21 protein-coding genes and 1 riboswitch are annotated in these 24164 nt (G+C 72.5%); of the genes, 10 read left to right on the forward strand and 11 right to left on the reverse strand.

Going from position 1 to position 24164, the window contains the following annotated elements; genetic code table 11:
* Genes Actob_RS25425 through Actob_RS25440 form a run of 4 tightly spaced genes read left to right on the forward strand, consistent with a single transcriptional unit; the run spans position 1 to position 4150 of the window.
* A complete protein-coding gene (locus Actob_RS25425; protein ID WP_284914326.1) occupies positions 1-1266 on the forward strand; it encodes an MFS transporter in 1266 nt (421 codons plus the stop codon).
* Entirely contained in the window at positions 1263-1916 is a 654-nt protein-coding gene (locus Actob_RS25430) for a CDP-alcohol phosphatidyltransferase family protein (protein WP_284914327.1), read from the forward strand. Before Actob_RS25425 ends, Actob_RS25430 begins: the two co-directional genes overlap by 4 nt.
* 21 nt (positions 1917-1937) lie before the next feature.
* The gene (locus Actob_RS25435) at positions 1938-3275 is read left to right on the forward strand and encodes an ATP-grasp domain-containing protein (RefSeq protein ID WP_284914328.1); all 1338 of its coding nucleotides are present in this window, start codon (positions 1938-1940) and stop codon (positions 3273-3275) included.
* Positions 3276-3289: 14 nt separating this feature from the next.
* Positions 3290-4150, forward strand: a complete 861-nt coding sequence (locus Actob_RS25440; RefSeq protein WP_284914329.1) for a phytanoyl-CoA dioxygenase family protein — start codon at positions 3290-3292, stop codon at positions 4148-4150.
* Between the two features lie 490 nt (positions 4151-4640).
* Here Actob_RS25440 and Actob_RS25445 read toward each other — a convergent pair whose 3' ends face one another.
* On the reverse strand, positions 4641-5369 hold the full coding sequence (locus Actob_RS25445; protein WP_284914330.1) for a GTP pyrophosphokinase: 729 nt from the start codon (positions 5367-5369) through the stop codon (positions 4641-4643).
* Between the two features lie 240 nt (positions 5370-5609).
* On the opposite strand from Actob_RS25445, the gene Actob_RS25450 reads away from it, so the two are divergent.
* Entirely contained in the window at positions 5610-7685 is a 2076-nt protein-coding gene (locus Actob_RS25450) for a M14 family zinc carboxypeptidase (RefSeq protein WP_284914331.1), read from the forward strand.
* A 335-nt stretch (positions 7686-8020) separates the two neighbouring features.
* Complete coding sequence (locus tag Actob_RS25455) at positions 8021-9136, forward strand: VWA domain-containing protein (RefSeq protein ID WP_284914332.1); 1116 nt, start codon at positions 8021-8023, stop codon at positions 9134-9136.
* On the opposite strand, the gene Actob_RS25460 is transcribed toward Actob_RS25455, so the two are convergent.
* Genes Actob_RS25460 through Actob_RS25470 form a run of 3 tightly spaced genes read right to left on the reverse strand, consistent with a single transcriptional unit; the run spans position 9027 to position 11708 of the window.
* Positions 9027-9788, reverse strand: coding sequence for an SGNH/GDSL hydrolase family protein (locus tag Actob_RS25460; protein ID WP_284914333.1), 762 nt, complete (start codon positions 9786-9788; stop codon positions 9027-9029). The two genes, Actob_RS25455 and Actob_RS25460, sit on opposite strands and share 110 nt — an antisense overlap.
* A 25-nt stretch (positions 9789-9813) precedes the next feature.
* The gene (locus Actob_RS25465) at positions 9814-10758 is read right to left on the reverse strand and encodes a helix-turn-helix transcriptional regulator (RefSeq protein ID WP_284914334.1); all 945 of its coding nucleotides are present in this window, start codon (positions 10756-10758) and stop codon (positions 9814-9816) included.
* The gene (locus tag Actob_RS25470) at positions 10755-11708 is read right to left on the reverse strand and encodes an AraC family transcriptional regulator (protein WP_284914335.1); all 954 of its coding nucleotides are present in this window, start codon (positions 11706-11708) and stop codon (positions 10755-10757) included. Before Actob_RS25470 ends, Actob_RS25465 begins: the two co-directional genes overlap by 4 nt.
* Before the next feature lie 177 nt (positions 11709-11885).
* On the opposite strand from Actob_RS25470, the gene Actob_RS25475 reads away from it, so the two are divergent.
* Positions 11886-12602 carry an ATP-binding protein gene (locus tag Actob_RS25475; RefSeq protein ID WP_284914336.1) on the forward strand — a complete coding sequence of 239 codons (717 nt, stop codon included), beginning with the start codon at positions 11886-11888 and terminating at the stop codon, positions 12600-12602.
* Here the strand turns inward: Actob_RS25475 and Actob_RS25480 are convergent.
* On the reverse strand, positions 12589-12939 hold the full coding sequence (locus Actob_RS25480; protein ID WP_284914337.1) for an STAS domain-containing protein: 351 nt from the start codon (positions 12937-12939) through the stop codon (positions 12589-12591). The two genes, Actob_RS25475 and Actob_RS25480, sit on opposite strands and share 14 nt — an antisense overlap.
* Complete coding sequence (locus tag Actob_RS25485; RefSeq protein ID WP_284914338.1) at positions 12936-13745, reverse strand: ATP-binding protein; 810 nt, start codon at positions 13743-13745, stop codon at positions 12936-12938. The genes Actob_RS25480 and Actob_RS25485 overlap by 4 nt, the downstream gene beginning before the upstream one ends.
* Before the next feature lie 264 nt (positions 13746-14009).
* A riboswitch (ZMP/ZTP riboswitch) is annotated at positions 14010-14095 on the forward strand.
* 29 nt (positions 14096-14124) lie between these two features.
* On the opposite strand from Actob_RS25485, the gene Actob_RS25490 reads away from it, so the two are divergent.
* Entirely contained in the window at positions 14125-15174 is a 1050-nt protein-coding gene (locus Actob_RS25490) for a hypothetical protein (RefSeq protein WP_284914339.1), read from the forward strand.
* Here the strand turns inward: Actob_RS25490 and Actob_RS25495 are convergent.
* Together Actob_RS25495 and Actob_RS25500 are read right to left on the reverse strand one after the other, a co-directional pair.
* On the reverse strand, positions 15097-16158 hold the full coding sequence (locus tag Actob_RS25495; protein WP_284914340.1) for a lysylphosphatidylglycerol synthase transmembrane domain-containing protein: 1062 nt from the start codon (positions 16156-16158) through the stop codon (positions 15097-15099). The two genes, Actob_RS25490 and Actob_RS25495, sit on opposite strands and share 78 nt — an antisense overlap.
* A gap of 44 nt (positions 16159-16202) precedes the next feature.
* On the reverse strand, positions 16203-17228 hold the full coding sequence (locus tag Actob_RS25500; RefSeq protein ID WP_284914341.1) for a hypothetical protein: 1026 nt from the start codon (positions 17226-17228) through the stop codon (positions 16203-16205).
* Between the two features lie 234 nt (positions 17229-17462).
* On the opposite strand from Actob_RS25500, the gene Actob_RS25505 reads away from it, so the two are divergent.
* Positions 17463-18284 (forward strand): glycoside hydrolase family 25 protein, encoded by an 822-nt coding sequence (locus Actob_RS25505; protein WP_284914342.1) that lies wholly within the window; start codon positions 17463-17465, stop codon positions 18282-18284.
* 33 nt (positions 18285-18317) lie between these two features.
* On the opposite strand, the gene Actob_RS25510 is transcribed toward Actob_RS25505, so the two are convergent.
* On the reverse strand, positions 18318-19406 hold the full coding sequence (locus tag Actob_RS25510) for a DUF5710 domain-containing protein (RefSeq protein ID WP_284914343.1): 1089 nt from the start codon (positions 19404-19406) through the stop codon (positions 18318-18320).
* A 64-nt stretch (positions 19407-19470) separates the two neighbouring features.
* Positions 19471-19728: a hypothetical protein gene (locus Actob_RS25515; protein WP_284914344.1), complete on the reverse strand. Its 258-nt coding sequence runs from the start codon at positions 19726-19728 to the stop codon at positions 19471-19473.
* A 189-nt stretch (positions 19729-19917) separates the two neighbouring features.
* Here Actob_RS25515 and Actob_RS25520 point away from each other — a divergent pair, with 189 nt between their 5' ends.
* Positions 19918-20547: a helix-turn-helix domain-containing protein gene (locus Actob_RS25520; protein ID WP_284914345.1), complete on the forward strand. Its 630-nt coding sequence runs from the start codon at positions 19918-19920 to the stop codon at positions 20545-20547.
* Here Actob_RS25520 and Actob_RS25525 read toward each other — a convergent pair.
* Positions 20538-24158 (reverse strand): tetratricopeptide repeat protein, encoded by a 3621-nt coding sequence (locus Actob_RS25525; RefSeq protein WP_284914346.1) that lies wholly within the window; start codon positions 24156-24158, stop codon positions 20538-20540. The two genes, Actob_RS25520 and Actob_RS25525, sit on opposite strands and share 10 nt — an antisense overlap.
* Positions 24159-24164 lie beyond the last annotated feature (6 nt).

Here is a 24164-nt window from a genome sequence, read left to right on the forward strand (position 1 = left end):
ATGAACACGACTCCGCGCCGGGCCGGTCCGCCCGTCTCCGCCCGGGGCCGGGGCCGTGAACTGATCGGCCTCTGGTCGAACACCCTGTTCAGCGTCTCCGCGAGCACGTTCCTGTATCTCTTCTTCGCCATCGACGTGCACCACCGGACCAGCAGCGTGCTGCTGTCCAACCTGGTCCTGGTGGCACCCGTGGCCCTACCCGCCCTCGGCAGCCCGATGATCCACCGGATCTGCGCCGGAGGTGATCCCCGGCGCGTGCTGTCCGTCGCGATGTGGCTCGGCGGTCTGGCCTGCGCCACGGCGGCCGCACTGCTGCCGGTGCTCGGCGGCGTGCTCATCCCGCTGTGCCTGGTGATCGGTTTCGTGGACACCGTCCAGCGGGTCGGCCGGCTGGTGGTGATCAACCGGTGCATGTCGCGGGAGAACCTCCGCCCGGCCGTCCCGGTGGCGTTCTCCGCGCAATTCGCGAGCGGATGTGTGGTGGCCGGCCTGATCTACGCCGGGGCCGGCTCCCGCATCTCGCCGCAGCTGGCGCTGGGCGTCTCCGGCACCGGATTCGTCCTCGCCGCGCTGACCGCGCACCTGATCGGCGCCCCGCGTGACGCGGGGCGCGCCGCCGGCGGCCACACCGGAGGCTACCGGGAGCTGCTGGTGGCCGAGTTCCGCGCGCTGGCCGCCAACGGCCGGCTGCGGCACGCCTTCGTCTCGTTCGTCGTCCTGACCATCCTGTTCCAGGGTTACTACAACCTCACCCGGGTGGCCCTGCCGCTGACCACTTTCGGCGGCTCGACCGCCATCACCGGCGCGGTGCAGTTCCTCTCCAGCTTCGCGGCGCTGGTCGCCGCCGTCGCCTTCCTCGCGGCGGGCCGGCGGATCGTGCTGGGCAACGGGTTCACCTGCTGCCTCGCGGCGGTGTTGATGGTCGGGGTCGCGGTGACCGGCCACCCACCGCTGTTCCTCGGGCTCTACTTCCTGTTCATGTTCACCTTCGAACTGGTCTTCATGCAGCGGCAGGCGGCCATCGTCGAAGCGGCGGACGCCTCGACCGTCGCGCTCGTCTCAACCTCGCAGATCGCCCTGATCTATCTGGGCATGACCGTCGTCGTCGTCCTGGGCAGCTATTTCACCGCGACCGTCGCGGTACGCTCCGCAGCCGTCGCGTTCTGCCTGAGCGTCGTCGGGTTCTGGGCGCTGTACGCCGCTCCCCGGGATCGACGACTGCGATCCCGTGACCACCTCGACCCTGATCGGCAGGTGACCCGATGAGCACCGCACCACGGACGTCCCCGGTCGTCTTCGGCGAGTACCTGGACGCCGCCAACGTGGTCACCCTCGCCAACGGGGCGGTCGGCGGACTGGCCCTGTGGCTGGCCCTGGCCGGACGGGCCGGGGCGTGCCTCGGGCTGTTGTTCCTCGCCGTCGTGCTGGACCACGTGGACGGGTACGTGGCCCGGCGGTTCCTCGAACCGGGCACCGCCCGACGGGCGTTCGGCGCCCGCGCCGACAGCCTCGCCGACCTGCTCAACTTCGGTGCGGTGCCGACCGCGGTGATCTCGCTGACCGCTTCGTCGGCGCAGCCCGTCGCGGCGCTCGTGGGCGCGACGTTCGTGGTGCTCGGCATCGTACGGCTGGCCCATTTCGACATCACCGCGGAACCGGACCCGCACCTCTCCACGGGGCTACCCACGACGTACGCCGGATTCCTGGTCGGCTGCCTGTCGGCGCTCACCGTGACCGGACTCGTCGCCACCGGGCCCTACCTCGTTCTCTGCGCCGTCGTGGCCGTCGCTCAGATCGCCCGGCTACGACTGCGCATGCCCGGCACCGGACGGTGCCTGGGCCTCGTCACCGGCGCCGCGGTGGTGACCACGCTGGTCGCTGTCGTCCTGGGCGACGCCGGTGCCCTCGTGCGCTGAGCACACCGACCGGAGGCCGACATGATCGTTTTTATCGACAGCACAGTGATGGGCCTGCAGGCGCTGCGGACCGCGGAGCAACTGGGGCATGACGTAGTCTTCATCCGGCAGCGGTCGCCGTCGTTCGCCTCGCTCGCCGGTTCGACCGAGCGGGAGCTCCGTGAGCGAGCCGGTTTCGCCGGCCGGTACGTGGAGGTGGCGGCCCTGGACACCGGCGAGGTCCGGTCGGTGATCACCGGGCTGGCCCGCGAGGCGCCGATCGACGCCATCCTGACGACCTCCGAGGCGGCACTGCTCACCGTCGCCCGCGAGGCCGAGCACTTCGGAACCCGGTATCCGCGTCACGACCGGCTGCGCGACGCCGTCTACAAGGACCGGATGCGCCGGGTCCTGCGGGAGCGGGGAATCCGGTCGACGGCCTACCGCGCCATCGGTGACCCGGGCCGGTATTCGCGCGACACCCCGTCCGCCGTGCGGCCGCCGTTCGTCGTGAAGCCGGTCCGCGGATTCGGCAAGCAGTACTCAGCGGTCTGCCGGACCTGGGAGGACTTCGACCGGTTCGTGGCGACGGTGGACGAGGCGCGGCGGTGCGATCCGGTGGACCTGGGCCGGCTGGTCAGCACCGACTACCTGGTCGAGGAGTACGTGGACGGCAGCCTGCACTCGGCCGAGGTGCTGGTCACCGACGGCCGGGTACGGATGTTCGCGACCACCAACCGCCATCGGGCCGACTACTACGACCTGCTGGAGATCGCGGCAGCGATGCCCTCGACGATGCCCGGGCCGGCACGGGCGGCGGCGCAGGCGTACGTCCAGGAGGTCTTCGAAGCGCTCGGCCTGGACGTCGGGGTCTACCACGTCGAACTCATCGTCGGCCGCGACGGACCGGTCATCGTGGAGATCAACGCCAGGATGATGGGCAGCGTCTCGCCGCAGATGTTCCAGCTGCTGACCGGCACCGACCCGTTCGAACTGATGATCAAGGCGCATCTCGGCCAGCCGGTGGACACCGACACGACCTTCGGCTCGGCGGCGCTGACCCTGGCCGTCGCCGCCCGGCACGGCGGGGTGGTGGCACCGCACTTCGCCCGCCACGACCTCGACGCGCTGCTGACCGCGTTCGACGTACCGCTGGACACCCTGAAGGTGTGGGCCGGTCAGACGGCCCGCAGGTACGAGGGGAACCTGAGCATCTTCGGCCACGTGATCATCCCGGCCCGCACTTCGGCGGAGGCCTCCCTGCGCGGACTGGAGTTCCTGGCCCGGGTCGAGGAGCTGGTGGGCCTGGAGATCGCCAAGTACGACCCCCGCGGAGTCGCGGACGTCGGGCCGAGCGCCCTGCTGGCCGCCGAGGGATGAGGGAAGGGGAACCCATGCGAGAGGTTGGACCGGACACCGATGTGGTGCGCGACGGCTACGTCCTCGCCGATCCTCTGGACACCGCCGTCCGCACCGACCTGACCGCGGCCCTGGACCGCTTGCTGGCGAAGGGCGAGCGGATCCTGCGGACCGCGGCGGACGAGGGGACGAGCCTCGAAACCTATTACCGTACGCACGGCCCGGAGCTGATCTGTGTCCCGGAAGCCGGCTCGGCCACCTCGGTCTGCCGGATCGAATACCTCGCGGGCGCCGATCAGACCTTCCGCGCCCTGGTCGACAGGCACCTGCTGCCGGCCGTCGAGGCGGCGACCGGCGAGCCGTACGTCCTGTTCAAGGACAAGTGCAACCTGAAGTATCCGGGCGGCGGCGCGTTCACGCCGCACCAGGACTTCCCGGCGTACGAGGCGTTCGGTCCGGCGTACCACGTGACGGCGATGGTGGCGCTCGACCGCGCGGACCAGGAGAACGGCTGCCTGCAGGTCGCCACCAACCACCGGCGCGTCGCCCGGGAGCACGGCTCCGTGGTGGAACGCGAGGTGGCGGGCCGGCCGCTGTTCCGGGCCGTCCAGGAGGGCGATGCCGCGGACGGAAGCATCGTGCCCGAGGCGGTACGCGTGTTCGACTGGCATCCGCTGGAGGTGGCCGCCGGCGACATCGTGCTCTTCGACTCGTTCATCCCGCACCGCTCGTTCGAGAACAGGTCGTCCCGGGCCCGCCGCGCGCTGTTCATGACCTTCAACCGCCGCTCGGACGGCGACCACTACGAGGAGTACTACACCCGCAAGCGCGCCGCGTACGCCGATCCCGCCTTCCACGTGGCCACGCCGACGAACCGAGGCCACACCCCGACCTGACCGCCACCCACCACCAACGCCCCAGACCAGCAACGCCAAGACAGGCGACACCGCCAACGAGCACGACACCAACGCCGCTCACACCGACGGATGGCAACGCCGACGGATGGCCACGCCGCTGGGTGGCAACGCCGCTGGCTGGCAACACCGGTGGCTGGCAACGCCGACGGATGGCAACGCCGGTGGGTGCCGACGCCGGTGGGTGGCGACGCCGACGGATGGCAACGCCGGTGGGTGCCGACGCCGGTGGGTGGCCACGCCGGTGGGTGGCGACACCATGTTTGTGGACAGCTGCTCCGGCTGGGCGGGACCGGCGCAACCAGCCAGCCAACCCGCGAAACGCCGCCGGTGAGGAGGCGACTGATTCTTCGACACCCGCGGGGTGTGCGGGTGGCGGAGAATCAGTCGCCTCCTCACCGGTTACCAGGCGTTTCGCGCGCGGAGCGAAGCGGAGCCAGCCAGCTCAGCCAGCCAGCCAGCTCAGCCCAACTCACCCATGGATCTCGTGGTGCAGGCGCTGCATGCGCTCGTCGAGGCGGGCGGCGTCCTCGGCGGCGGCGGCCAGTTCGGCGCGCAGGGCGGCCGGGACGTCGGCGTCGTGCTTGTAGTAGATCTTGTGTTCCAGGCTGGCCCAGAAGTCCATGGCCACCGTGCGCAGCTGGACCTCGACGGGGACGGCCACCACCTGGTCGGAGAGGAAGACCGGGATCTCGACGATCAGGTGCAGGCTGCGATAACCGTTGGTCTTCGGCCGGGCGATGTAGTCCTTGGTCTCGACCAGGTGCACGTCGGGCTGGCGGGTGAGCATCCGGGCGACCGTGTAGACGTCCGGGACGAAGCCGCAGACGATCCGGATGCCGGCGATGTCGCGGATCCGGGTGCGCAGGTCGTCGACGGTGAGCGGACAGTTCAGCCGGCGGGCTTTCGCGGTGATGCTGCCGAGTGACTTGAGGCGGGGCGTGACGTGCTCGATCGGGTTGCCGCGGCCGCGGTGCGCGAGCTCCTCGGCCAGGATCTTGATCTTCGTCTCGATCTCGGCGAGTCCGAATTTGTACACCATCAGGAACTTGTTCAGCTCGGCCATCGCCCCGTGCAGCACCTCGGGCTCCGGGTGGTGGGCGAAACCCAACGTGCCGAACGGGCCGCCGGCCGGCTGCATCCGGGCGACTTGCCGGTCCCCCGCGCCGAGTTCTCCCATGCGGGGATGCTCGGTGGTCACGTCCGTCTCTCCTCGGTGCATCCGGTGGCTCCTCCACCGTTTATCGGCACGTCCGCGAGGCACAGTAGCGGACCGCCGCTCGACTTTCCGCCTCGACCGGCGCGCTCCGACCGTACGGGAAATTTCTGGGAATTAGCCGCAAGCCGGCCGACTGCCCGGACCCGACGGCGGCCCGATGTTGACAGTCATCGATCGGCGGGGTGGGGTGAATCTCACGTCCTTCGATGCCCAGGAGGCTAGATGTCACCCCGAGTCCGTTTAGCGGCCACCGCCGCCGCGCTCATTCTGGGGTTCTCGTTCGCCGAAACCCCGGCCAGCGCGGAACCCGCCGCCGCACCCGCGCCAGCCATCTCCCTGAGCCCCGGCGAGCAGGCGCTGATCCGCTTCCGGCTGCCCGACCGGGCCGCGCTCGACCGGCTGGTCGCCTCCGGCGCCGACCTGGCCGCCCGGCCCCGGACCGACGCCGGCACGGTCCTGGCCGACCTGGTGGTCGACGACGCGCAGCTGGCCACGCTGAGCCGCAGCGGGGCGGTGCCGGTCCAGCTGATCCAGACCGAGGCCGACGCGGCGGCCCGCCGACCGGCCGCCAAGCGCCTGGCCGCCGCGGCCGACACGCTCACCTTCCTGCAGGCGTACTGGTGGACCACCGGGGGCCGCACCTTCCTGCAGACGGAGGTCGCCACCACCGCGACCGACAACCCGGACGTCGAGATCACCGTCACCTGGCGGACCGCCGACGGGACCACCGGCAGCTATCCGCTGGTCCGGTTCGAGGACTCCGGGGAATACCAGTACCACTACGCGCTGCCGCAGCCGCTGCCGGCCAAGCCGGTGCAGGTCACCGCCACCTCCAGCCTCGGCGGGAAGTCGCGCGCGGTCACCCCGGCGGTCTGGCCCGGTGCCACCCCGCCGCCCGCGCCGGCCGGGTACCAGAAGGACTTCGTGTCGGCCTACATGACGCCGACCGACATCGCCGCGCGGATCAAGCGGCTCGCCCGGCAGTACCCGAGGCTGGTCGACGTGCTCAACCTGCCGAACAAAACGCAGGGTTACCGGCGCACCGCTGTCACCTACCTGGGTGACCCGAACGCCGCGGCGGTGGTGGTCGAGTCGGTCAAGTTCGGCGACCAGGGGTTCAACGGGGTGCAGGTGCGCACCGTCGACCCCGGGGCGAAGAACCGGCCGCTGTCCGCGTCGTACGCCGATCGGGTCCTGACCATCAGGCTGGCCACCGACAACGCCGGCAAGACGATCAGCACCACCGACGACGTGGCGAACCTCATCACCGCGAAGTACCCGCGGAGGTTCCGGGCGACGGTGGAGGCCGGGTCGGCCGGGCTGCCGATGCCGGTGGTCGCGCCGGTGCGGCTGGACGACGGGCTCAAGGGCACCGAGGTGTCCAAGCGGCCGTGGACCGTGCAGGCGCTGCGGATCGGCAAGGTGCGCGACGGATCGAAGATCGGGGTGCTGGCGTACTCGCAGGAGCACGCCCGGGAATGGGCGACGCCGCTGGTCACCCTGGAGTTCGCGGAGCGGCTGCTGGCCAACTACGCGACCGACCCGGCCACCCGTGAACTGGTCGACAACGTGGACGTGTTCATCATCCCGACGGTGAACCCGGACGGGGCGAACTACTCGTTCAACGACTTCAACTTCCAGCGCAAGAACATGGTCAATCACTGCACCGGTACGAACCGGGACCCACGCTACCGCGACCAGTGGGGTGTCGACGTCAACCGGAACTACACGGTCGGCTCCTACTTCGACGGGTACGTCGGTGGCAGCCCGAACTGCCTGTCCGCCGTCTACTCCGGCACCGGGGAACTGTCCGAGGCGGAGAGCAACAACGTGATCGCGCTGGCGTCGGCGCATCCGAACGTCAGGTTCGCGATGAACGTGCACTCGTACGGCGGGTACTTCATGTGGCCGCCCGGGTCGTACAAGGCCGACGGGCGGGTCACGCTGCCCCGGCCGTCGATCGACGAGTCCAAGTTCTTCCTGGACAGCGCCCGCCGGATCGTCGGGGCGATCGCCGCCGAGCGGGGGACGGTGACCTGGCCGGCGTACACCGGGCCGGTGGCGGACGTGCTCTACTCGGCCGCCGGTAACTCGGCCGACCAGCTGTACTACGAGCTGGGGATCGACGCCTGGGACTTCGAGGTGGGCAACGACCGGTGGAACGAGGCCACCCAGGAGTGGGAAGGGGTGGGCTTCCAGCCGCCGTTCGACGAGGCGCACGCCGAGTCGCAGGAGTACGCGGGCGGGCTGGTGGAGCTGGTCCGCGTCGCCAAGCAGTACCAGGACGAGGCGCGCTGATCCGCGCTCGACGAAGGCCCCGGCCGCGGCCGGGGCCTTCGTGCGCCAGCGGGTCTCGCCGCGCGTGGCGGGTCCGGTGACGAGGGCGCATGGCGCCGAGCCACGGGCGGGGCTCGGCGGACGGGTCGATCACGGGCGGGAGGGGGCGGGCGTACCGCGAAAGGGGTTGGCGATCGGGAGGAAAGCGAACCGGAAGCGGCAACTGGCTGGTTTGTCGGAGTGGCCAGTAACTGAATGGCAACGTTTTGGTCACGGTTCCGGCAGGGAACATGGGGACAGATGCCAGCGGGGCCATCGGGACCACGGCTCGCCGCCCAGGCCGGAAGGAGCCCCTGATGTCGCTCACCTGGCCCTGGGCCCTGGTCGCCCTCCTGGTGGTTCCGGTGCTGCTCGCGGCCCGGTGGTGGTTCGACAGGCGGCGCAAGCGGACCGCGCTGACCGTCTCCAGCCTGGCGCTGATCAGGGCCGCGGTCCCCGGCCGCACGGCGTGGCGGCGGCGGGTGCCGGTGGCCCTCTTCCTGGCCGGCCTGCTCACCCTGGCGGTGAGCGTGGCGCGGCCGCAGGCCACCGTCGCGGTGCCGCGGGCCGACACCTCGATCCTGCTGGCCGTGGACGTCTCCGGGTCGATGTGCTCGACCGACGTGAAACCGAACCGGCTGGCCGCCGCCGGGGAGGCGGCCCGCGAGTTCATCCAGCGCAGCGACGGCGGTACCCGGATCGGGCTGATCGCCTTCTCCGGTACGGCAGCGGTGCTGGTCGCGCCGACCACCGACAAGGATCAGCTGATCGATGCGGTCGGTGACCTGAAGACGGCGCTCGGCACCGCGATCGGGCAGGCGATCCTCACCTCGATCGACGCGATCGCCGAGTACAACCCGCACGTCGCGCAGACCGGCGTCGAGCTGATCTCGGCGGTCGTCCCGGCGGAGTTCGAGCCGGACACCATCGTGGTGCTCACCGACGGCTCCAACACGACCGGCGTCGATCCGGTCCTCGCCGCGCAGGAGGCCGCCGCCCGGCACATCCGGGTGTTCACCATCGGGTTCGGCACCACCGCGCCCGGGCCGATGGTCTGCACGGCCGGCCAGGTGAACGGTGGTTCGTTCAGCGGCGGACCGGATCCCGGTGCGGCGTCGGCGCCCGGGCCGTTCATGGAGATCGACGAGAAGGCGCTCACCCAGGTGGCGGCGGCCACCGGCGGCCGCTACTTCCGGGCGGAGGACGCCGGGCGGCTGCACGACGTGCTGACCGGGCTGCCGCGCGAGATCGGCCTGCACGAGCAGCGCACCGAGACGACCGTCTGGTTCTTGCTGGCCGGGACGCTGCTGGTGGTCACCGGGGTCACGCTGGCGCTGTGGTGGAACCGTCCTTCGCGATCTCGTTCGCAACCGCGGCCATCCCCCGCGCGTTCGGATGCAGGGACCCGTGGGTCGTCGCCGGGTCCGTCGTGAACGGGGAGATCCATGGGTCGGCGGCGCCCAGCCCGTGGTCCCGGCTGATCCCGGACACCGCGACGAGGTCCGCGCCGGAGGTCGCCGCCGCGGTCACGAACACCTCCTCCAGCGTGGTCTGGATGCCGCGGAACCGCTCGATCTCGTCCGGTTCGAACGGCACCCCGGGCGCGGGCACGGTCTGCTCGCCGACGACGGTCAGGTAGTCCACGAGCAGCACCCGTGCCCGCGGCGCCCGCTCCCGCACCCGGTCGACGATCTCGGCGAGCCCGGCCACGGCGCGCGCCACGTCCGCCGCGGTGGGCTCGACCAGGCCGTCCGGGAACTCGGCGGCCAGCATCTTCGCGGCGATCCCGCGCGGCCGGAGCCGGTGCCAGGCGGTGTGCAGCATCGAGCCCATGTAGCGCAGGTCGTTGCCGCCGGCGGTGACCGTCACCAGGTCCGCCGACTCGGGCAGGCCGGGAAGCTGCTCGGCGAGGATGGTCGCGGTGGTGGCGCCGGAGACGGTCAGGTCGGTCAGGTCCGCGCCGAGCAGCCGCGCCAGCCGGTGCGGGTAGTTCGCGCCGGAGCGCATCGCCGCCACGTCGACCACCGGGGCGATCCCCGGGCCGGACGCGAACGAACTGCCCAGGGCGGCGTAGGAGAGCGTCATGCCGGTGATCATGTCAGCCGGCGGCTCAGCGCCAGTGCAGTGTCCTCGAGGGCGGGACGCCGTACACCGAGCGGTACCGGGCGGCGAACGTGCTGTGGCTGGCGAACCCCCACCGCATGGCGACCGCCGACACCGTGGTGGCGCCCGGGTCGCTGTCCACCAGCTCCCGGTGCGCCCGCTGCAGCCGGACCTGCCGCAGGTACGCGGTCGGCGTCGTGTTCAGGTACCTGCGGAACGCCAGCTGCACCGAGCGCAGCGTCACCCGGGCCGCGACGGCGATGTCCATCGGGGCGATGTCGCGATCCGCGTTCGCCTCGATGAAATCGCACGCCCGGCGCAGCGTCGCGGGGTGCGCGTCGTGCCGGTCCTGGACGGTCGGGTCCTGCAGGGCCGTGTTCGGGAAGGTGGACAGGGTGACGGCGGCGAGCATCCGGGCGGCGGACCCGATCAGCAGCGGCGCGGCGTCGTGGTCCAGGCCGACGACCGCCTCCAGCACGTAGTCGAACGTCTTGTTCCAGGTGGTGGCGGCCCGGGCGGAGAGCGGGCGATAGCCGAGGAAGCGCACCGGTTGCGGCGTCCGGCTGGGCGCTGTCGCGGCGACCTGGGCGAACAGCTCCGGTGGAAACCGGGCGTGCTCGCCTTCGTAGTCCTCGAGCTGGATCCGCAGGGCGTGCTCCGGCTGCGCGGCCAGCAGGAGGTCGCCCGGGCCGCTGTCGACGAGGTCGGTGCTGACCCGGCGGGACAGCTTGCCGGCGATGTGCCGGCCGATCGCGATCACACCGCCCGCCGCGAAGTCGGCGGTGAACCGCATCCGGAAACCGAGGTGGTGCAGCTGGATCGGGCCGACGGCGAGCCGGGCCAGGCGCATCCGGTGCTCGTCGCCGGCGGCGCTGAGCCGCACCCGGGAGTAGGCGTGGTCCAGCATGTCGCGCGCCTCGTCGAGGTCGGCGGTCTGGAAGACGTCGATCATGGCGCCGTCCCGGATCGCAGCGTCTGGGCGGGCGTCCGGCCGTACGCCTCCCGGTAGTACCCGGCGAACCGGCCGGGATCGGCGAACCCCCACCGGCGGGCGATCCGCTCGACAGTCCCGTCGTGGGCCAGCAGTTCGCGGTGGGCCCGGTCGAGACGGATCCGGCGCAGCTGGGCCATCGGGGTGCTGCTCCGGTGCCGGCGGAACGCCTCCTGCAGGCCGCGCGGGCCGACACCGGCCGCCGCCGCGATCCGGGTGACGCTCAGCGGCTGATCCGCGTGCGTTTCCATGAACTCCATCGCGCGGCGGACCACCGACGGTTCCGCCCGGCCCGGGCCGGGCGGGTACGCCTCGGTCATCGTGGTGTTCGGGAAGACGATCAGCATCGCGGCCACCGCCTGGCGCAGGAACTGCTCGACCACCAGGGGCGGGTGGACCAGATCCGGGATGGTCAGCTGCTCGGACAGGTAGCCGACGGTCCGCACCCAGAACCGGCGCTTGGCCTCCGACACCGGGCCGCCGAACCGGAACCGCAGGTCGGTGATGCCGGTCAGCTCCGCCGCCACCGATCGAGGCACGACGAGGAACTGCTGACCGGTGTCGCGGAAGTCGGCGGTGGACGGTAGCCCCTCCGGATAGAGCAACCCGTCCTGCGGACCCAGCGACTGCTCCCCCTGCGACGTCCGGATGGCGGCCAGGCCATCGGTGTAGATGCCGGCGAAGACCGCCGGCATGGTGGCCGCGGTCGCCGTGTAGTGCACCCCGGACATCCGCAGCCGTAACGCCGACAGATCGCCGTAGCTGACCGAATGGAACGTCAGGCTCAGGTCGTGCCCGGCCAGCGCATCGATCCGGGCCTCGTGCGCGACGATCCGGTTGACCGCGGCGACCGCGTCGTCCCGGTCCTGCGTGTGCACGTCGACCCGCTGTGGTGGCGTTGTGACGATCACGAATCCAGCGTGCACCGGTCCCCTCCCGCCCGGCAATCCGGGCCGCGTGCCGGTTTCGCGGGCGCGGTAGGCCCGGTGGCCGACCTTCGTTTTCTGCGTAGTCCGCGACCGGCCGGATGGTGAAAGTTGCATGTATAGCCCGACAAGCGCGGGGAGTTCTCGGGAACCATGCAGACGATGGTGGAACGTTGCCTGGAAACCGGCGTGGTGACGGTTCGATTCCAGGGGGTCCTCAACCAGAGCACCGCTCCGGGGGTGCACAACACACTCAGTAAGCTGGCCGCCGAGTGCCCCGCGGCGATCGTGGTGGACATGTCCGCGCTGGATCAGGTGGACAAGGCCTGCTTCAGCGTCTTCGCCACCGCGACCTTCAAGGCCGAACAGGACTGGGGCGTGCCGCTGCTGCTGTACGCGGCCCGCCCCGAGGTGTCCCGGGTGATCGGCACCTACCGGAACTTCGTCGCCCTCTACGAGGACCGGTCGCTGGCGCTCGCCGCGGTACGCGCTCACGTCCCCCGCTGGGTACGCGAGCGCCTGGCGCCGTACCCGGACAGCGTGCGCACCGCGCGGGGCCTGATCGGCGACGCCTGCCTGCGCTGGGACCTGCCGCACGTGCGGGACGCGGCCCGGCTGATCGTCTCGGAGCTGGCCTCGAACGCGGTACAGCACACCGGCGCCGACTTCGACGTGACGGCCGCGTACACCGGGCGCTACCTGCGGATCGCCGTGCAGGACCGCAGCTCGGCGCGGCCGCGCCGGATGACCGGTCCGGCCGCCGAACACCTGGAGCCGGGCTGGGGCCTGCGCGTGGTCGAGGCTGCCAGCACTCACTGGGGCTACCTTTCCGTGCCCACTGGCAAGATCGTCTGGTCGCTGCTCACTACCGATCGCTGAGCAGGTCGGCGGCCCCGAGCTGGCGCAGCAGCCACTCGATGTGCGGGCGCGCGCCGTGCAGGCGCAGGGCGGCACCGCGACCGTCCAGCGCCGCGGCCAGCACCACGAAGACCCGGACCGTCGCCGCGTCGCAGAACTCCACGTCGCTCAGGTCCACCACCACCCGCTGGACCGGTCCGACGCTGATCACGCTGCCGAGCTGCGCGGCGAGCGCCGGGGCGGTGGTGCCGTCGAGTTCGCCGCCGAGCCGGATGGTCAGCTCGTTGCCGCCCGCGGTCAGCGCGATCACCGGAGTGACCGGGTCGCTGTCGGCCGCGCCGCTCGCGGAGGGGCTCATCGGCGGTTCCAGGGCCGGATCGTCGCCCAGACCACCTTGCCGTCGTGGGTCGGCATGGCACCCCACAGGGTGGCGGCCGCGTGCACCACGTGCAGGCCCGAGCCGCGCTGCGGTGCCGCGTCGTCCGGCGGCAGTGCCGGGAAGCCGCCGGACAGCCGGGGCAGGCGCGGGTCGCCGTCGCCCACCGCCAGGTGCAGGCCGTCGCCGCGCCGGGAGATGATCACCGTGATCGAGGTGCCGGCGTGCTCGATGGCGTTGAGCACCAGCTCGGAGACGACCAGCCGGGCCCGGTCCTGCAACTCGGGCAGTCGCCAGGCGATACACGCGTTGGTGACCACGCCGCGGGCGGCCGCCGCGGCACCGCCGTCCGGGCCCAGCCGCATCTCCAGCCGGCCGGTCAGCGGCACCTGCTCGGCGGCCGCGGCGCGGGCCCGGGCCATGGTCGGGTAGATCGGCAGGATGCGTTCGGCGCCCATCCGGTGCAGCCGGACGGACAGCGGATTGTCGTCCGGCACGCACACCATCACCTCGACCGGCGGGGCCATCGGCACGCCCAGGCGGCGGGCGGTCAGCCAGGTCGGGATGCTGGCCGCGAACGGGTCGGCCAGCTCCTGCAGGTCGATCAGCAGGGTGGCCGGGTGCTCGCTCAGACACTTGCGGACCGCGGTGTGCGTGTCCCGGCACAGGCGCCGCTCCCAGGTGCCGTGCACGGCGAGGGTCAGCAGCGAACTGTCCACGTCCAGTCCGACGTCGACACCGGCACCTGTCGCGGGGTCGTACTGGTCGAAGAGGTAGGGCGGGTCCACACCGGCATAACCGGCGAGGCACGGGCTCGGTGGCGGCGGAGCGCACGCTTGTTCGCCATCAGGAGACCTGATGTAACGGACATTTCGCAATAAGGCCACCCACAATATTTTTCGTACGCGTGGAGCGGTTGCTATCCCTGGGGAGTGCGATGGCAAGGCGACGAATCCTGGCGGCGTCGCTGCGTGTCTGCCGGCACATGCTGGCCGCCGTGGAACGCCGGTGGCCCCGCCTCGGCACCCAGTCCTGAGCCACCCGCTATGCTGCGAAACGGCCGATACTGGCGAGGGTGGAGCACCACCGGGGACCGGCCGACCTGGACAGTGTGGCGCCGACCGCCTGGGCGCCTCCGGCAGCAGTTCACCTGCGATCGGAGGCCACGTGCAGCTTCGCTACGGCATGAACCCGCACCAGCGACCCGCCACTCTCGTCGCTGTCGATCCGGAGCACCAGCCGTTCCGGTTCCGGCACGGGCAGCCGTCCTACCTCAATGTCCTCGACGCCGCCGCCGGCTGGCAGCTGGTCCGGGAGGCGGCGGCCGCGCTGGGCCGTCCGGTCGCCGCCTCGGTCAAGCACGTCTCCCCCGCCGGCGCCGCCACCGCCGGCCCGCTCGATGCCGTGATGGCCGGCACCTACCGGCTCGACCCGGCCGCCACCGGACCGCTGACCAGCGCCTATGTCCGCGCCCGGGACGCCGACCCGAAGAGTTCCTACGGTGACTTCGTCGCGGTCTCCGAGCCGGTCGACGCCGAGCTCGCCGACCTGCTACGCCGGGTCGTCGCGGACGGCATCGTCGCGCCCGGCTTCGAGCCCGGCGTGGTGGCCACCCTGGCGGCGAAGAAGAACGGCGGGTTCCTGGTGGTCGAGGCCGATCCCGGGTTCCGGCCGCCGGCCACCGAGGTCCGGGAGGTGTACGGCCTGCGGATCACCCAGCCGCGCGACGAGGCGCCACTGACCGGCTTCCCCGACGATCTGGTCCTCGGGCTCGCCGCCGTCCGCTACACGCAGTCCAACTCGGTCGCCTACGTCCGGGACGGGATGACCCTGGGGATCGGGGCCGGCCAGCAGTCCCGGGTGGACTGCACCCGGCTCGCCGGCGCCAAGGCCGACACCTGGTGGCTGCGCCGGCACCCCGCCGCCCAGCGGGCCGGCACGGCCACCCGGGTCCAGGACGCGATATCCGGACAGCTGCGGGCCGTCGAGGCGCTGACCGACGGCGAGCGGGCCGAGTGGCTGCGCGCCCTGGACCGGGTCACCTTCGTCTCCGACGGCGCGCTGCCGTTCCCCGACAACGTCGAGGAAGCGGCCCGGCACGGTGTCCGGCACCTCGCCGAGCCGGGTGGTTCGCTGCGCTCAGCGGACGTCGCCGACGAGTGCCGCCAGCGGGGCATCGCCCTGACCCGGACCGGGATCCGGCTGTTCCGGCACTGACCGGGTGTCCCGGCGCATCACCGACCAGGCCACCCAGCCCGCGCCGACGATGAACCCGAAGCTGATGATCCGGTAGAGGACCACCGTGGCGATGGCCGTGCTGGTGCCGGCACCACCGGCGAGCAGGCCGAGGATCAGCGCGCTGTCGATGATCCCGAGTCCGCCCGGCACGATGGTGATCGTCCCGGCCGCGTACCCGGCGCAGAAGGCCAGCAGCAGCCGGGTGCCGCTGATCCCGCCGCCGCCGACCGCCTGCCAGCACAGCCACAGGCAGACCGCGTCGAGCAGCCAGTTCAGCACCGCGTAGGTCCCGGCGGCGGCCGCGTTGCCGGGCGTGAGCCGGGCCGCCCCCAGCTGGCGCAGGAAGCCGGTGATCCGGCCCAGCCCGGCGGCGGCGTCCCGGCGCCGGAGCCGGTTGAGCCGGGCCAGCACCGCGCCGGCCGTCGCCTCGACCCGCTCCGGGCGCCGGGCGACCTGCCGGACCCCGAGGGTGAGCAGCACGACCAGCGCCCCCAGCCCGGCCAGGCCGGACCAGGACGGCCGGCCCTGCCCGGCGAGCGCGGCGCCCGCGGTGACGGCGGCCAGCGCCGTCGCGGAGAGGATCCCGGACAGCGCGATCGCCCACGAGGCGACCGCGGGGCTGGCCCCGAACCGGCGCATCTGCTGGTAGTTGAACCTGGTGGAGAACGCCGGCCCGCCGGGCAGCGTCTCGTTGAGCGAGTGCGCCGCGTAGGCGAGCGCCGCGTGCCGGTACAGCGGCGCCCGTACCCCGGCCGATCGCAGCACCCGCCGCTGCATCCGGGCGTAGGCGTGCATCGCGGCGATCTCGGTCAGCAGCGCGAGCGCCACCCAGCCGGGCCGCGGCGCGCGCAGCTCGCGGAACGCCGCGGCCAGCGACGGCCCGGCCAGGATCAACTCGGCGGCGAACACCGCCAGCAACAGGATCACGGCGATCAGCCGGATCCGGCGACCATCGATGCGCATGACTCACGACTCCGGCGACAGGTTCGGGCCGTCAACAGGGTGGTTCAGGCCGCGACCGGCTCCCGGGCCGCCTCGTTCACGGCCGCGGCGCTTCGGGTACGCCGATCCGCCCGCACCGCGCCCGCCAGGCAGAGCAGCGTCCCGGCGACGAGCCAGGCGCCCAGCACGACGACGGGGTGGGTGGCACCGTTCCCGTCGAAGAAGGCTGTCGAGCGCAGCAGCTGCCCACCGGCGCCGGGCGGCAGCAGCTGGCCGAGCGCGCCACCCCAGCCGGGCAGCATCTCGGGCGCCGAGGTGGCCCCGGAGAACGGGTTGCCGACCAGCATCATCAGCGCGGCGCCCAGGCCGAACCCGGGGTAGCCGAGCAGCGACTCCAGCCCGAGCAGGGTCATCGACGTCGCCCCGACGGTCAGCCCGATCACCCCGGCGTTGACCAGGAACGATCCGTCCAGCGAGCCGAACCAGAACTGCAGGATCGCGGCCATCGCCAGGCCACCGGTGACCGCGAAGGCCAGCGCCCCGGTGATCCGCCGGACGGCGCCCTTGAGCAGGTTGGTGAGCAGCACCGCGGCGAGCAGGCCGCCCATCACCAGCGGCAGCGCGCCGGCGGACAGGCCGGCGCCGCGCGGGTCGTCGGCGGGCAGCGCGACCAGGTCGCGGGTGGTGACCGCCGGGACCGCGCCGCTCTGCGCCTGGCTCAGCCCGGCGGCGATCGACTGGAGCGTCTGCGCGATCGTGGGGCTGCCCGCGGACGCCGTGACGACCTGCGGCTGCCCGGCGCTGAGGTCGATCGCGCCGTACACCTCACGATCCCGGATCAGCCGCTCGGCGGCGGCGGTGCCGTCGACCCGGGTGACCTCGAAGCCGCCCGGCAGGCGCTGGTCGAGGGCGGCGGTGACCTGCTGGGCCGCGGCGGCCGGCCCGGCGACCGCGATCGGCACGTCGTGCACCGACGAGTGGACCGAGGGCCAGGCGAAGGCGGTGAGCAGCACACTGATGATCACGGTGAGCAGGGCGACGGCGCCGGCCACCCTCGGCCACGGCGAGTGCACGGTGTCGGTGGTGGGCATCTCGGCTCCTTAAGCGAACGACTATTCGTTTTAGTGTCGGAGCCTGGCTCGACCCTGTCAAGAACGAGCGTTCGCTTTTGCGTCACATCCCTCGTCGCCGCCGCCGCGAACCGGGCGTCACCTCGCGCTCGACGCGTGGCAGTTCCGCCTCCTGAGGGTCACGGCTTCCCGAACCGGCCCGCGCGGCGCCATCTCCTCGGTAGGAAGATCACCGTGAAAAACTGCGCATTACGCATGGTCACCGCCGCGGCCACAGTGGTTCTCGCCGTTCCGGGCGGAAGCGCGGCCCACGCGGGCCCGCCGCCGGAGGTGCCCGGCGACGGTGGTTACGCCGGCGCCGGTGGCTACCGTGCCCCGGCCTCGTCGCTCGTCCCGCCGGCCGCCACCCCGCCCGCCGGCTATCCGGTCACCGGCATCGACGTGTCCAGCCATGATCATCCGCAGGGCCGCATGCTCGACTGGCGGTCGCTCGGCCGGAGCAACGCCTTCGCCTATGTCAAGGCGACCGAGGGAGCCGGCTACACCAACCGGTACTACCGCTCCGACGTCTCCGCCGCCAAGTCCGCCGGGATGTACGCCGGCGCGTACGCGTTCGGCCGGCCCGACCTGGGCAACGCGACAGGGCAGGCGGACCACTTCGTCGACACCATGGAGGATGTCCGCGACGGGCGTACCCTGCCGCCGTTCCTCGACATGGAATGGCCGTACCGGCGGCTCCGGCTTCCCGCCTGCTACCGCCTCTCGGCCGGCACCATGACCGCGTGGATCCGGACGTTCCTGGAACGGGTCGAGTCCCGGCTCGGCGTCGTCCCGATGATCTACACGAACGTGAACTGGTGGAACCGGTGCACCAACCGCAGTGCGGCGTTCGGCCACTACCCGCTCGACATCAGCAGCTGCGCGGCGAGCCCGCCGAGCGTGCCCGGCTGGGGCCGGAACTGGACGTTCTGGCAGTACGACATCCCGGACTGCACCCCGGGGCTGGCCCACGACGCCGACGTCTTCCGCGGCAGCCGCACCGACCTCGCCACCCTGGCGCGACAGCCTCGGCGGTGACCCGCGGCCGGGCGGCACCGTGCCGCCCGGTCCCTAATGCCCGGTCAGGGTGTCGTCGGCGATGGCGGCCCGCTGCCCGGGTTCCGGCGGCGGGGCGAGGGTGATCCCGGCGTCGGTGAGCATGGACAGGTCCAGCGACCAGGTGATCCGCGAGCGTTCCCGCCACTGCCGGAAGGCGTCCTCGACGTGCTCGCGGGCCTGCGCCTCGGTCATCCCGGTGACCGCGACGAGGTGGCTGAACGCCTCCCGGTCGCGGCCGCGCAGGCCGGCCAGGCCGAAGTGGGTGACGGTGTGGCAGGGCGTGCACAGGCAGATCAGCCGGCCGAGGCGCTGCACCCGGCTGGCGGCGTCGAAGGTCCACCGTTCGTGCGCCTCCAGCCACACCTTGGCCGACGGGTCCGGCCCGGCGTGGCACACCTCGCATCTGCCACCGGCCCGAGTGACGATCATGCGGCGCAGCCGTTCCCAGTCGGCCGGCGCCACGCAGGACCGTACGTTGGTGAACCAGCAGCTGGACGGCACCAGATCGACGAACAGGCCGCTGCCCAGACCGCGGTCCTCGTGCGGCAGCAGCTCGGAAACCGGGGGCTTCGCGGCCCATCGGGCCAGCCCGCCGGCGGCCGCGCCCGGGGCGTACCAGCGTTTGGCGGTGGCGTCCCACCGGGCGCCGTTCCGCTTCGCCTCGTCCTTGTCCTCGAACGGCACGTCGAGCCAGATCCGCCCGGTGGCGGTGCTGATCAGGTGCCGGCGCCGCACGCCGGAGTCACCGACGAGGGCGGGTGCCGCGACATCCGGGCAACGGCGCCAGAACTCGCCGCCGCCGTGGTTGCGGCCCAGGCAGGAGCAGACGCAGTCGTCGCCGGCGGCATCCCGGCATCGCGGTCCGCACGGTTCGCCGTCCCGGTGGTCCAGGAACACGTCGACCCGCTGGAACCGCTCCGTCAGCCCGCGCACCAGGTGAACCAGGCGCTCCCGGGGGATCGCGTGGACACCCCGGGTGTCGGTGGTCAGCGCCTCGCCGAGGTGGCCGGTCAACCAGGCCCGATGCTCGTCACCGGCGGGCAGCCGGCACCCGGCCGGTCCGTCGACGGGACGCAGGACCCAGGGCAGCCGCTCGGTCATCACCGTCCATTCAGTAGCATCCCGAGGCTCGGCCGCAACCGCATGCGACCCGGCGGTACGGGCGTCAGGGGTGCGGCGGGTTGAGCACCTGCAGGACGTATTCCACCATGCCCGCGGAGACCGGGATCTGCAGGCCACGATCCTGGGCGTACGCGTTCGCGGTGGCCAGGACACGTTCCGGGGTGGGCTTGCGGAGCTTCTTCACCGCAGCCTCCACGCAGTGGAAGTGCCCTGGTGTCGGCGGCGGAACCGGTGACGCCCCGGAGAACAGGGACCTGGGGATGTCCTGGCGCGGCGGCACGCCGGAGTCGTCGAAGACCACGGGTAGCTCCTCGGTAGCGGACTGTCCTGATGGTAAGGAGGCCGGCCCCGGCCGGGATCTGCCCGGAGACGGCGGGACACTGCCCAACCCGAGCAGGAACCTGGCCGACAGGCCGACCGGGAGGAGCGCTCCGCCGGCCGATCGCGCTTACCATGAGCGCGCTCCGCCGAGAGAGGGTGTCGATTACCGGTGACCGTTCATGTCGCGGTCATCGACCCGCTGCCCATGTACCGGCAGGGTGTCGTGGCGGCGCTGTCCGCGATCGGTCACCGCGTCGAGGCCCCGGCCGACCCGCTGGCCTGGGCGCGCGACGCGCGGCGGGCGGTCATGATGCTGACCCTCGCCACGCCCGCCGACTGGCAGCTGCTGCGGCTGCTGCACGACGTGTCCACCGCCCCGCCGGTGATCGCGATGCTCGACGACGACTCGGCGACGGCCGGCGTCCGGGCGGTACGCGCCGGCGCCCGCTCGGTGCTGCCCCGCACGGTGACCAGCGAGGTGCTGCGGCGCACCGTGGAGGCGACACTCGACGGGCAGGCGGTGGTGCCGGGAGCGGTCGCGGCGGCCCTCGCCAACGGTGCCGCGACCCCACCGGCCCCGGACGGGCACGCCTCGCTGTCGCCCCGGCAGCTGGCCTGGCTGCAGCAGCTCGCCGAGGGTGCCACGGTGGCCCAGCTGGCCACCCGCGCGGGTTACTCGGAACGCGCGATGTTCCGCCTGCTCCAGAGCCTCTACCGGGACATGGGGGTGCGCACCCGGATGGAGGCGGTGATCCGGGCGACGAACCTGGGCTGGCTGACGCCCGGACGTCACCCCTGACGCGGGTCGGCCGTCGCGGCGATCTCGGTCAGCAGCGCGACCACCCGGCTCAGCTGCCCCGCCGGCCGCCCGCAGTCGTCGAGTTGCCGGACGAGCAGGAGCAGCCAGGCGGCCAGCCCGGCCTTGCCCCGAACGGACTCGAAGGCCGCCACCGCCTCCTCGATCCCGGCCGTCCCGTCGAGCACCCCGGCGCAGAGCGCGAAGCCGCGGAAGGGACGGGCGGAGAAGTCGCCGGGATCGTTCCCGATGCGCTGTTCCGCCTCCTCGGCCAGCCGGTGGAAGCGACCGCGGGCCAGCGTGTGCCGGCGCTGCCGACGAGCCACCAGCGCCAGCACGGCGAGAACCTCCAGCGATCGGCCCCGGGAACGGTACCGCTCGGCGGCCTCGATCTCGCGGGCCGCGTCGTCGACCTCATCGGCCAGCAGATGCACCAGGCACAGCGTGGTGCGAGCCTGCATGAGGACCACCGGCACACGCTCCTCGAGCGCGAGAGCGACTGCCTCGGCGGCCAGCTCCCTCGCGCCCCTCGGATCACCGGCCCACAGCAGCTGATCCGCCCGGGCGTCCAGCCAGGCGGCCCGCAGGGACTCGTCGGCTCCCGCCGTCACCTCGGCCATCACCCGAGCGGCACGGTCCCACTGCCCGAGTTCCGCCGACCAGCGAGCGATCTTGAACGCCAACCGGGTCCCGCGGGCCGCCACCTGCTGGGCGGTCAGCTCGGCGGGGAACCCGGGCCGCCCGGCCAGCTCCCGGGCCCGGCCGGCCTGGTCGATCGCCGCCCGATACTCACCCCGGCGCCGGTGACAGTCCGCCAGCCCCTCCCACGCGCCCATCCCGGCCACCACGTCGTCGAGCCGCATGGCGTCGCGCAGCGCCTGGTCGTAGGCCTCCCGGGCCTTCTCGATGTCGTTGCTCTGCCAGTACATCGCGCCGAGGTTGGCCCGCACCCGCGTCGCGGCCCGCTCCTCACCCAGCCGCACCGCACGATCAAGAGCTGCACGGTACGCCTCGGCAGCCTCCCCGAAACGGCCACGTGCGGCGTAGATCCAGCCCAGCGCGTTGTCGTTGGCCAGCTCGGAACGCTCGTCCGGCAGCGTGCCCCGCAGGCTCCTGCGGTAGTCGAGCAGCACGACGTCGCTGTGCCAGCGGTGCAGGTAGTGGTCGATCTCCTCGAGCAGCTCGTACGCCGGCCCCGGGTGCGGAGCGTCGATCAGCGCGCGCAGCTCGGCGAAATGCGTGTCGAGATCACCGGGCATGGTGATCTCCTCAGGGGACATGGTGTTCAGCTCGTTGGCCGCCAGCAGCAGCAGCCTCCGCCGGCTCTCGCCGGCCGGCAGCCGCCCGATCAGCCAGGCCGCGTCGGCCGGGCGCAGCTCGTGGCGATCGCCCGCCCGGCTCACCAGCGAGCTCTCCACCAGCTGCCCGAGCGCAGCGTGCACCTGATCCTCGGCGACGCCCGGCATCAGCGTGGCGACCTGCTCGCCGGTCACCGGGAAGCGATAGGCGGCGAGGCACTCCAGCACCCGGCGGGGCACCGTTCCGAGGTGGTCGAGCACCACCTCCAGCAGCTGGGCCGGGACGTCCCGCGGCGGGATCCCGGCCAGTTCGTCCAGCAGCGCGCGGCTGGACACGTCCGGCCCGGTCAGCGCCCGCACGGCCTGGAACAGCTCGGTGGCGCGCGGATTCCCCTGCACCGCCTGGTAGAGCCTGGCCAGATCGTCGGCGTCCAGGCCGTGCGGCCGCCGGTTGAGCAGGGTGGTGAAGTGCTCGGGGCTCAGGCGTCCGATCGCGACCGGGGGTTCCAGCGCGGGCCAGATCCCACCGGCCGGCGACACCGGCACCACGCTGGTGACCAGTACCACTGTGACCCGGTGTCCGGGACGGATCGCCAGGGACTCCAGCGCCTCGTCGAGTTCCAGATCGGCGAGCACCGACGAGTTCGGCAGCAGCAGCCGCTCGGCGTCGTCGGCGACCAGGACCACCCGCCGGTCGCCCGCGGTTTCCAGTGCGGCCTCCAGCCTGGCCAGGGAGGACTCACCCGGCCGGAGCGCGGCCGCCGGTCCGCCCTCGATCGCGTCGATCAGGGTGCGGACGTCCAGGCGTCCGCCGGCAACCACCCGGACCTCCGGGCCTCCGCCGGCAACCACCCGGACCTCCGGGCCTCCGCCGGCAACCACCCGGCGGGCCGGGCCGGACGTGCCGCCCGGTCCGCCGGCGACCTCGGCGATCACGTCGCCGACCAGGGCGGACTTGCCGACGCCTCGCGGACCGGTGACGACCACGACGCCGGGCGGGCCGGCGGTGAGCCGTTGTCGCAGAGCCATCCGGATCGGGTCGTGGTTGACCAGTCCCGGCCCGGTCCGGCTCGGGCGCGGCGGCACCGGCACGGTCTCCGCCACGACGTCGGGGATGAAGTCCGGGGGAAGCTCGACGAAGCCCTGCGCCGCCGGGCGGTACCTACCCTCCAGCAGCCGGGTGGCGGCGTGCGCGGCGAGCAGGAAACACCACCGCCGGATCGGCGCCGGGATCCGGCCGCGTCCGGAGAGGATCAGCCCGATCGCCGTCAGGCAGACCAGGCGCTGCTGTCGCCACTTGCGCAGCAGTCCGTGCTCGGTGGCGTATTCGATCTCACCGGCGTGAATGCCGGCGATCGCCCGCGCCAGCTGGGGGCCGGCCGCCGCCATCCGTGCCGCGTCGATCTCGGGTGCCAGCACGACGTCGAGCACCTTGTCCGGGTCCAGCCCGGGGTCCTCGATGAGGCAGGTCACGGCGGTGGTGCAGATCAGGTAGGCGGGGTCCCAGGTCAGCGGGCCGTCCGGGGTGAAGCGGGACAGGTCGACCAGGAAGAACTCGGGGCCGGCGTTCTCGTCGGTGCCGACCAGCAGGTTTCCCGGGTGCAGGTCGCCGTGGGTGAGCCCGCGGACCGGGAGCAGGCTCAGTGTCCCGCCGACGCTCGCGTCCCGGGCCAGCGCGAACGGGTTGACCAGGCCGCGGCTGCCCTGGTTGAGCCAGGGCCGGGGCGACTCCAGCAGGCCGGGATGCCGGCTCGCCCAGGTGTGGATGGTCTGGCCCGGGGCGAGCCGCCAGCCGAGCAGTTCGGTCAGCAGCTCGCCGGCGGTCTGCCTGGTCGTGGCGGCCGTGCCGAGGTTCCACTCGCTGAGCAGCGAGCGCGCTATCGCCCGGCAGCCGCGGTCCGCGTGAGCGTGCGCGCGGAGCATCTCGCCGAAACCGAGGAGCACGTCGAAGCCGCCCCCGGCGACCGTCTGGAAGGCGATGTAGCCGCCCTCGTCCATCGCGACCGGCTGGTATCGCACCTCGGCCAGGTGCCGCTTGGCGAAATCCGGGTTCTTCCGCACCGCGTGCCCGTGCGCGGCGACCTCCCGGTGTTTGAGGTCACCGCCCGGATCGATCTTGAGAATCAACCCGGCCTCCTGCTGCCCCGCCGGGTACTCGGTGACACCGATCAGCATCGCCGAGGTGAACCCTCGGGCGGTCCAGTCCTCGGTGGCCAGCCCGATCTTCCACCGGCCGGCCCAGGCCACCAGTTCCTTACGGACGCGGGGCAGTTCGATCTTGTCGAGGATGTCCTGTTCGACCTCACCCGGTCTCATCGCCCT

The sequence above is a fragment of the Actinoplanes oblitus genome, assembly GCF_030252345.1.
Lineage (GTDB): Bacteria > Actinomycetota > Actinomycetes > Mycobacteriales > Micromonosporaceae > Actinoplanes > Actinoplanes oblitus.

Excerpts from the sequence above, each read along its gene's own strand:
- Actob_RS25455 (WP_284914332.1), top strand. The coding sequence starts at position 8,021 with ATGTCGCTCACCTGGCCCTGGGCCCTGGTCGCCCTCCTGGTGGTTCCG.
- Actob_RS25495 (WP_284914340.1), bottom strand. The coding sequence starts at position 16,158 with ATGCGCATCGATGGTCGCCGGATCCGGCTGATCGCCGTGATCCTGTTG.
- Actob_RS25450 (WP_284914331.1), top strand. The coding sequence starts at position 5,610 with ATGTCACCCCGAGTCCGTTTAGCGGCCACCGCCGCCGCGCTCATTCTG.
- Actob_RS25430 (WP_284914327.1), top strand. The coding sequence starts at position 1,263 with ATGAGCACCGCACCACGGACGTCCCCGGTCGTCTTCGGCGAGTACCTG.
- Actob_RS25505 (WP_284914342.1), top strand. The coding sequence starts at position 17,463 with ATGGTCACCGCCGCGGCCACAGTGGTTCTCGCCGTTCCGGGCGGAAGC.
- Actob_RS25525 (WP_284914346.1), bottom strand. The coding sequence starts at position 24,158 with ATGAGACCGGGTGAGGTCGAACAGGACATCCTCGACAAGATCGAACTG.
- Actob_RS25425 (WP_284914326.1), top strand. The coding sequence starts at position 1 with ATGAACACGACTCCGCGCCGGGCCGGTCCGCCCGTCTCCGCCCGGGGC.
- Actob_RS25475 (WP_284914336.1), top strand. The coding sequence starts at position 11,886 with ATGGTGGAACGTTGCCTGGAAACCGGCGTGGTGACGGTTCGATTCCAG.
- Actob_RS25510 (WP_284914343.1), bottom strand. The coding sequence starts at position 19,406 with ATGACCGAGCGGCTGCCCTGGGTCCTGCGTCCCGTCGACGGACCGGCC.
- Actob_RS25460 (WP_284914333.1), bottom strand. The coding sequence starts at position 9,788 with ATGACGCTCTCCTACGCCGCCCTGGGCAGTTCGTTCGCGTCCGGCCCG.
- Actob_RS25500 (WP_284914341.1), bottom strand. The coding sequence starts at position 17,228 with ATGCCCACCACCGACACCGTGCACTCGCCGTGGCCGAGGGTGGCCGGC.
- Actob_RS25435 (WP_284914328.1), top strand. The coding sequence starts at position 1,938 with ATGATCGTTTTTATCGACAGCACAGTGATGGGCCTGCAGGCGCTGCGG.
- Actob_RS25440 (WP_284914329.1), top strand. The coding sequence starts at position 3,290 with ATGCGAGAGGTTGGACCGGACACCGATGTGGTGCGCGACGGCTACGTC.
- Actob_RS25465 (WP_284914334.1), bottom strand. The coding sequence starts at position 10,758 with ATGATCGACGTCTTCCAGACCGCCGACCTCGACGAGGCGCGCGACATG.
- Actob_RS25480 (WP_284914337.1), bottom strand. The coding sequence starts at position 12,939 with ATGAGCCCCTCCGCGAGCGGCGCGGCCGACAGCGACCCGGTCACTCCG.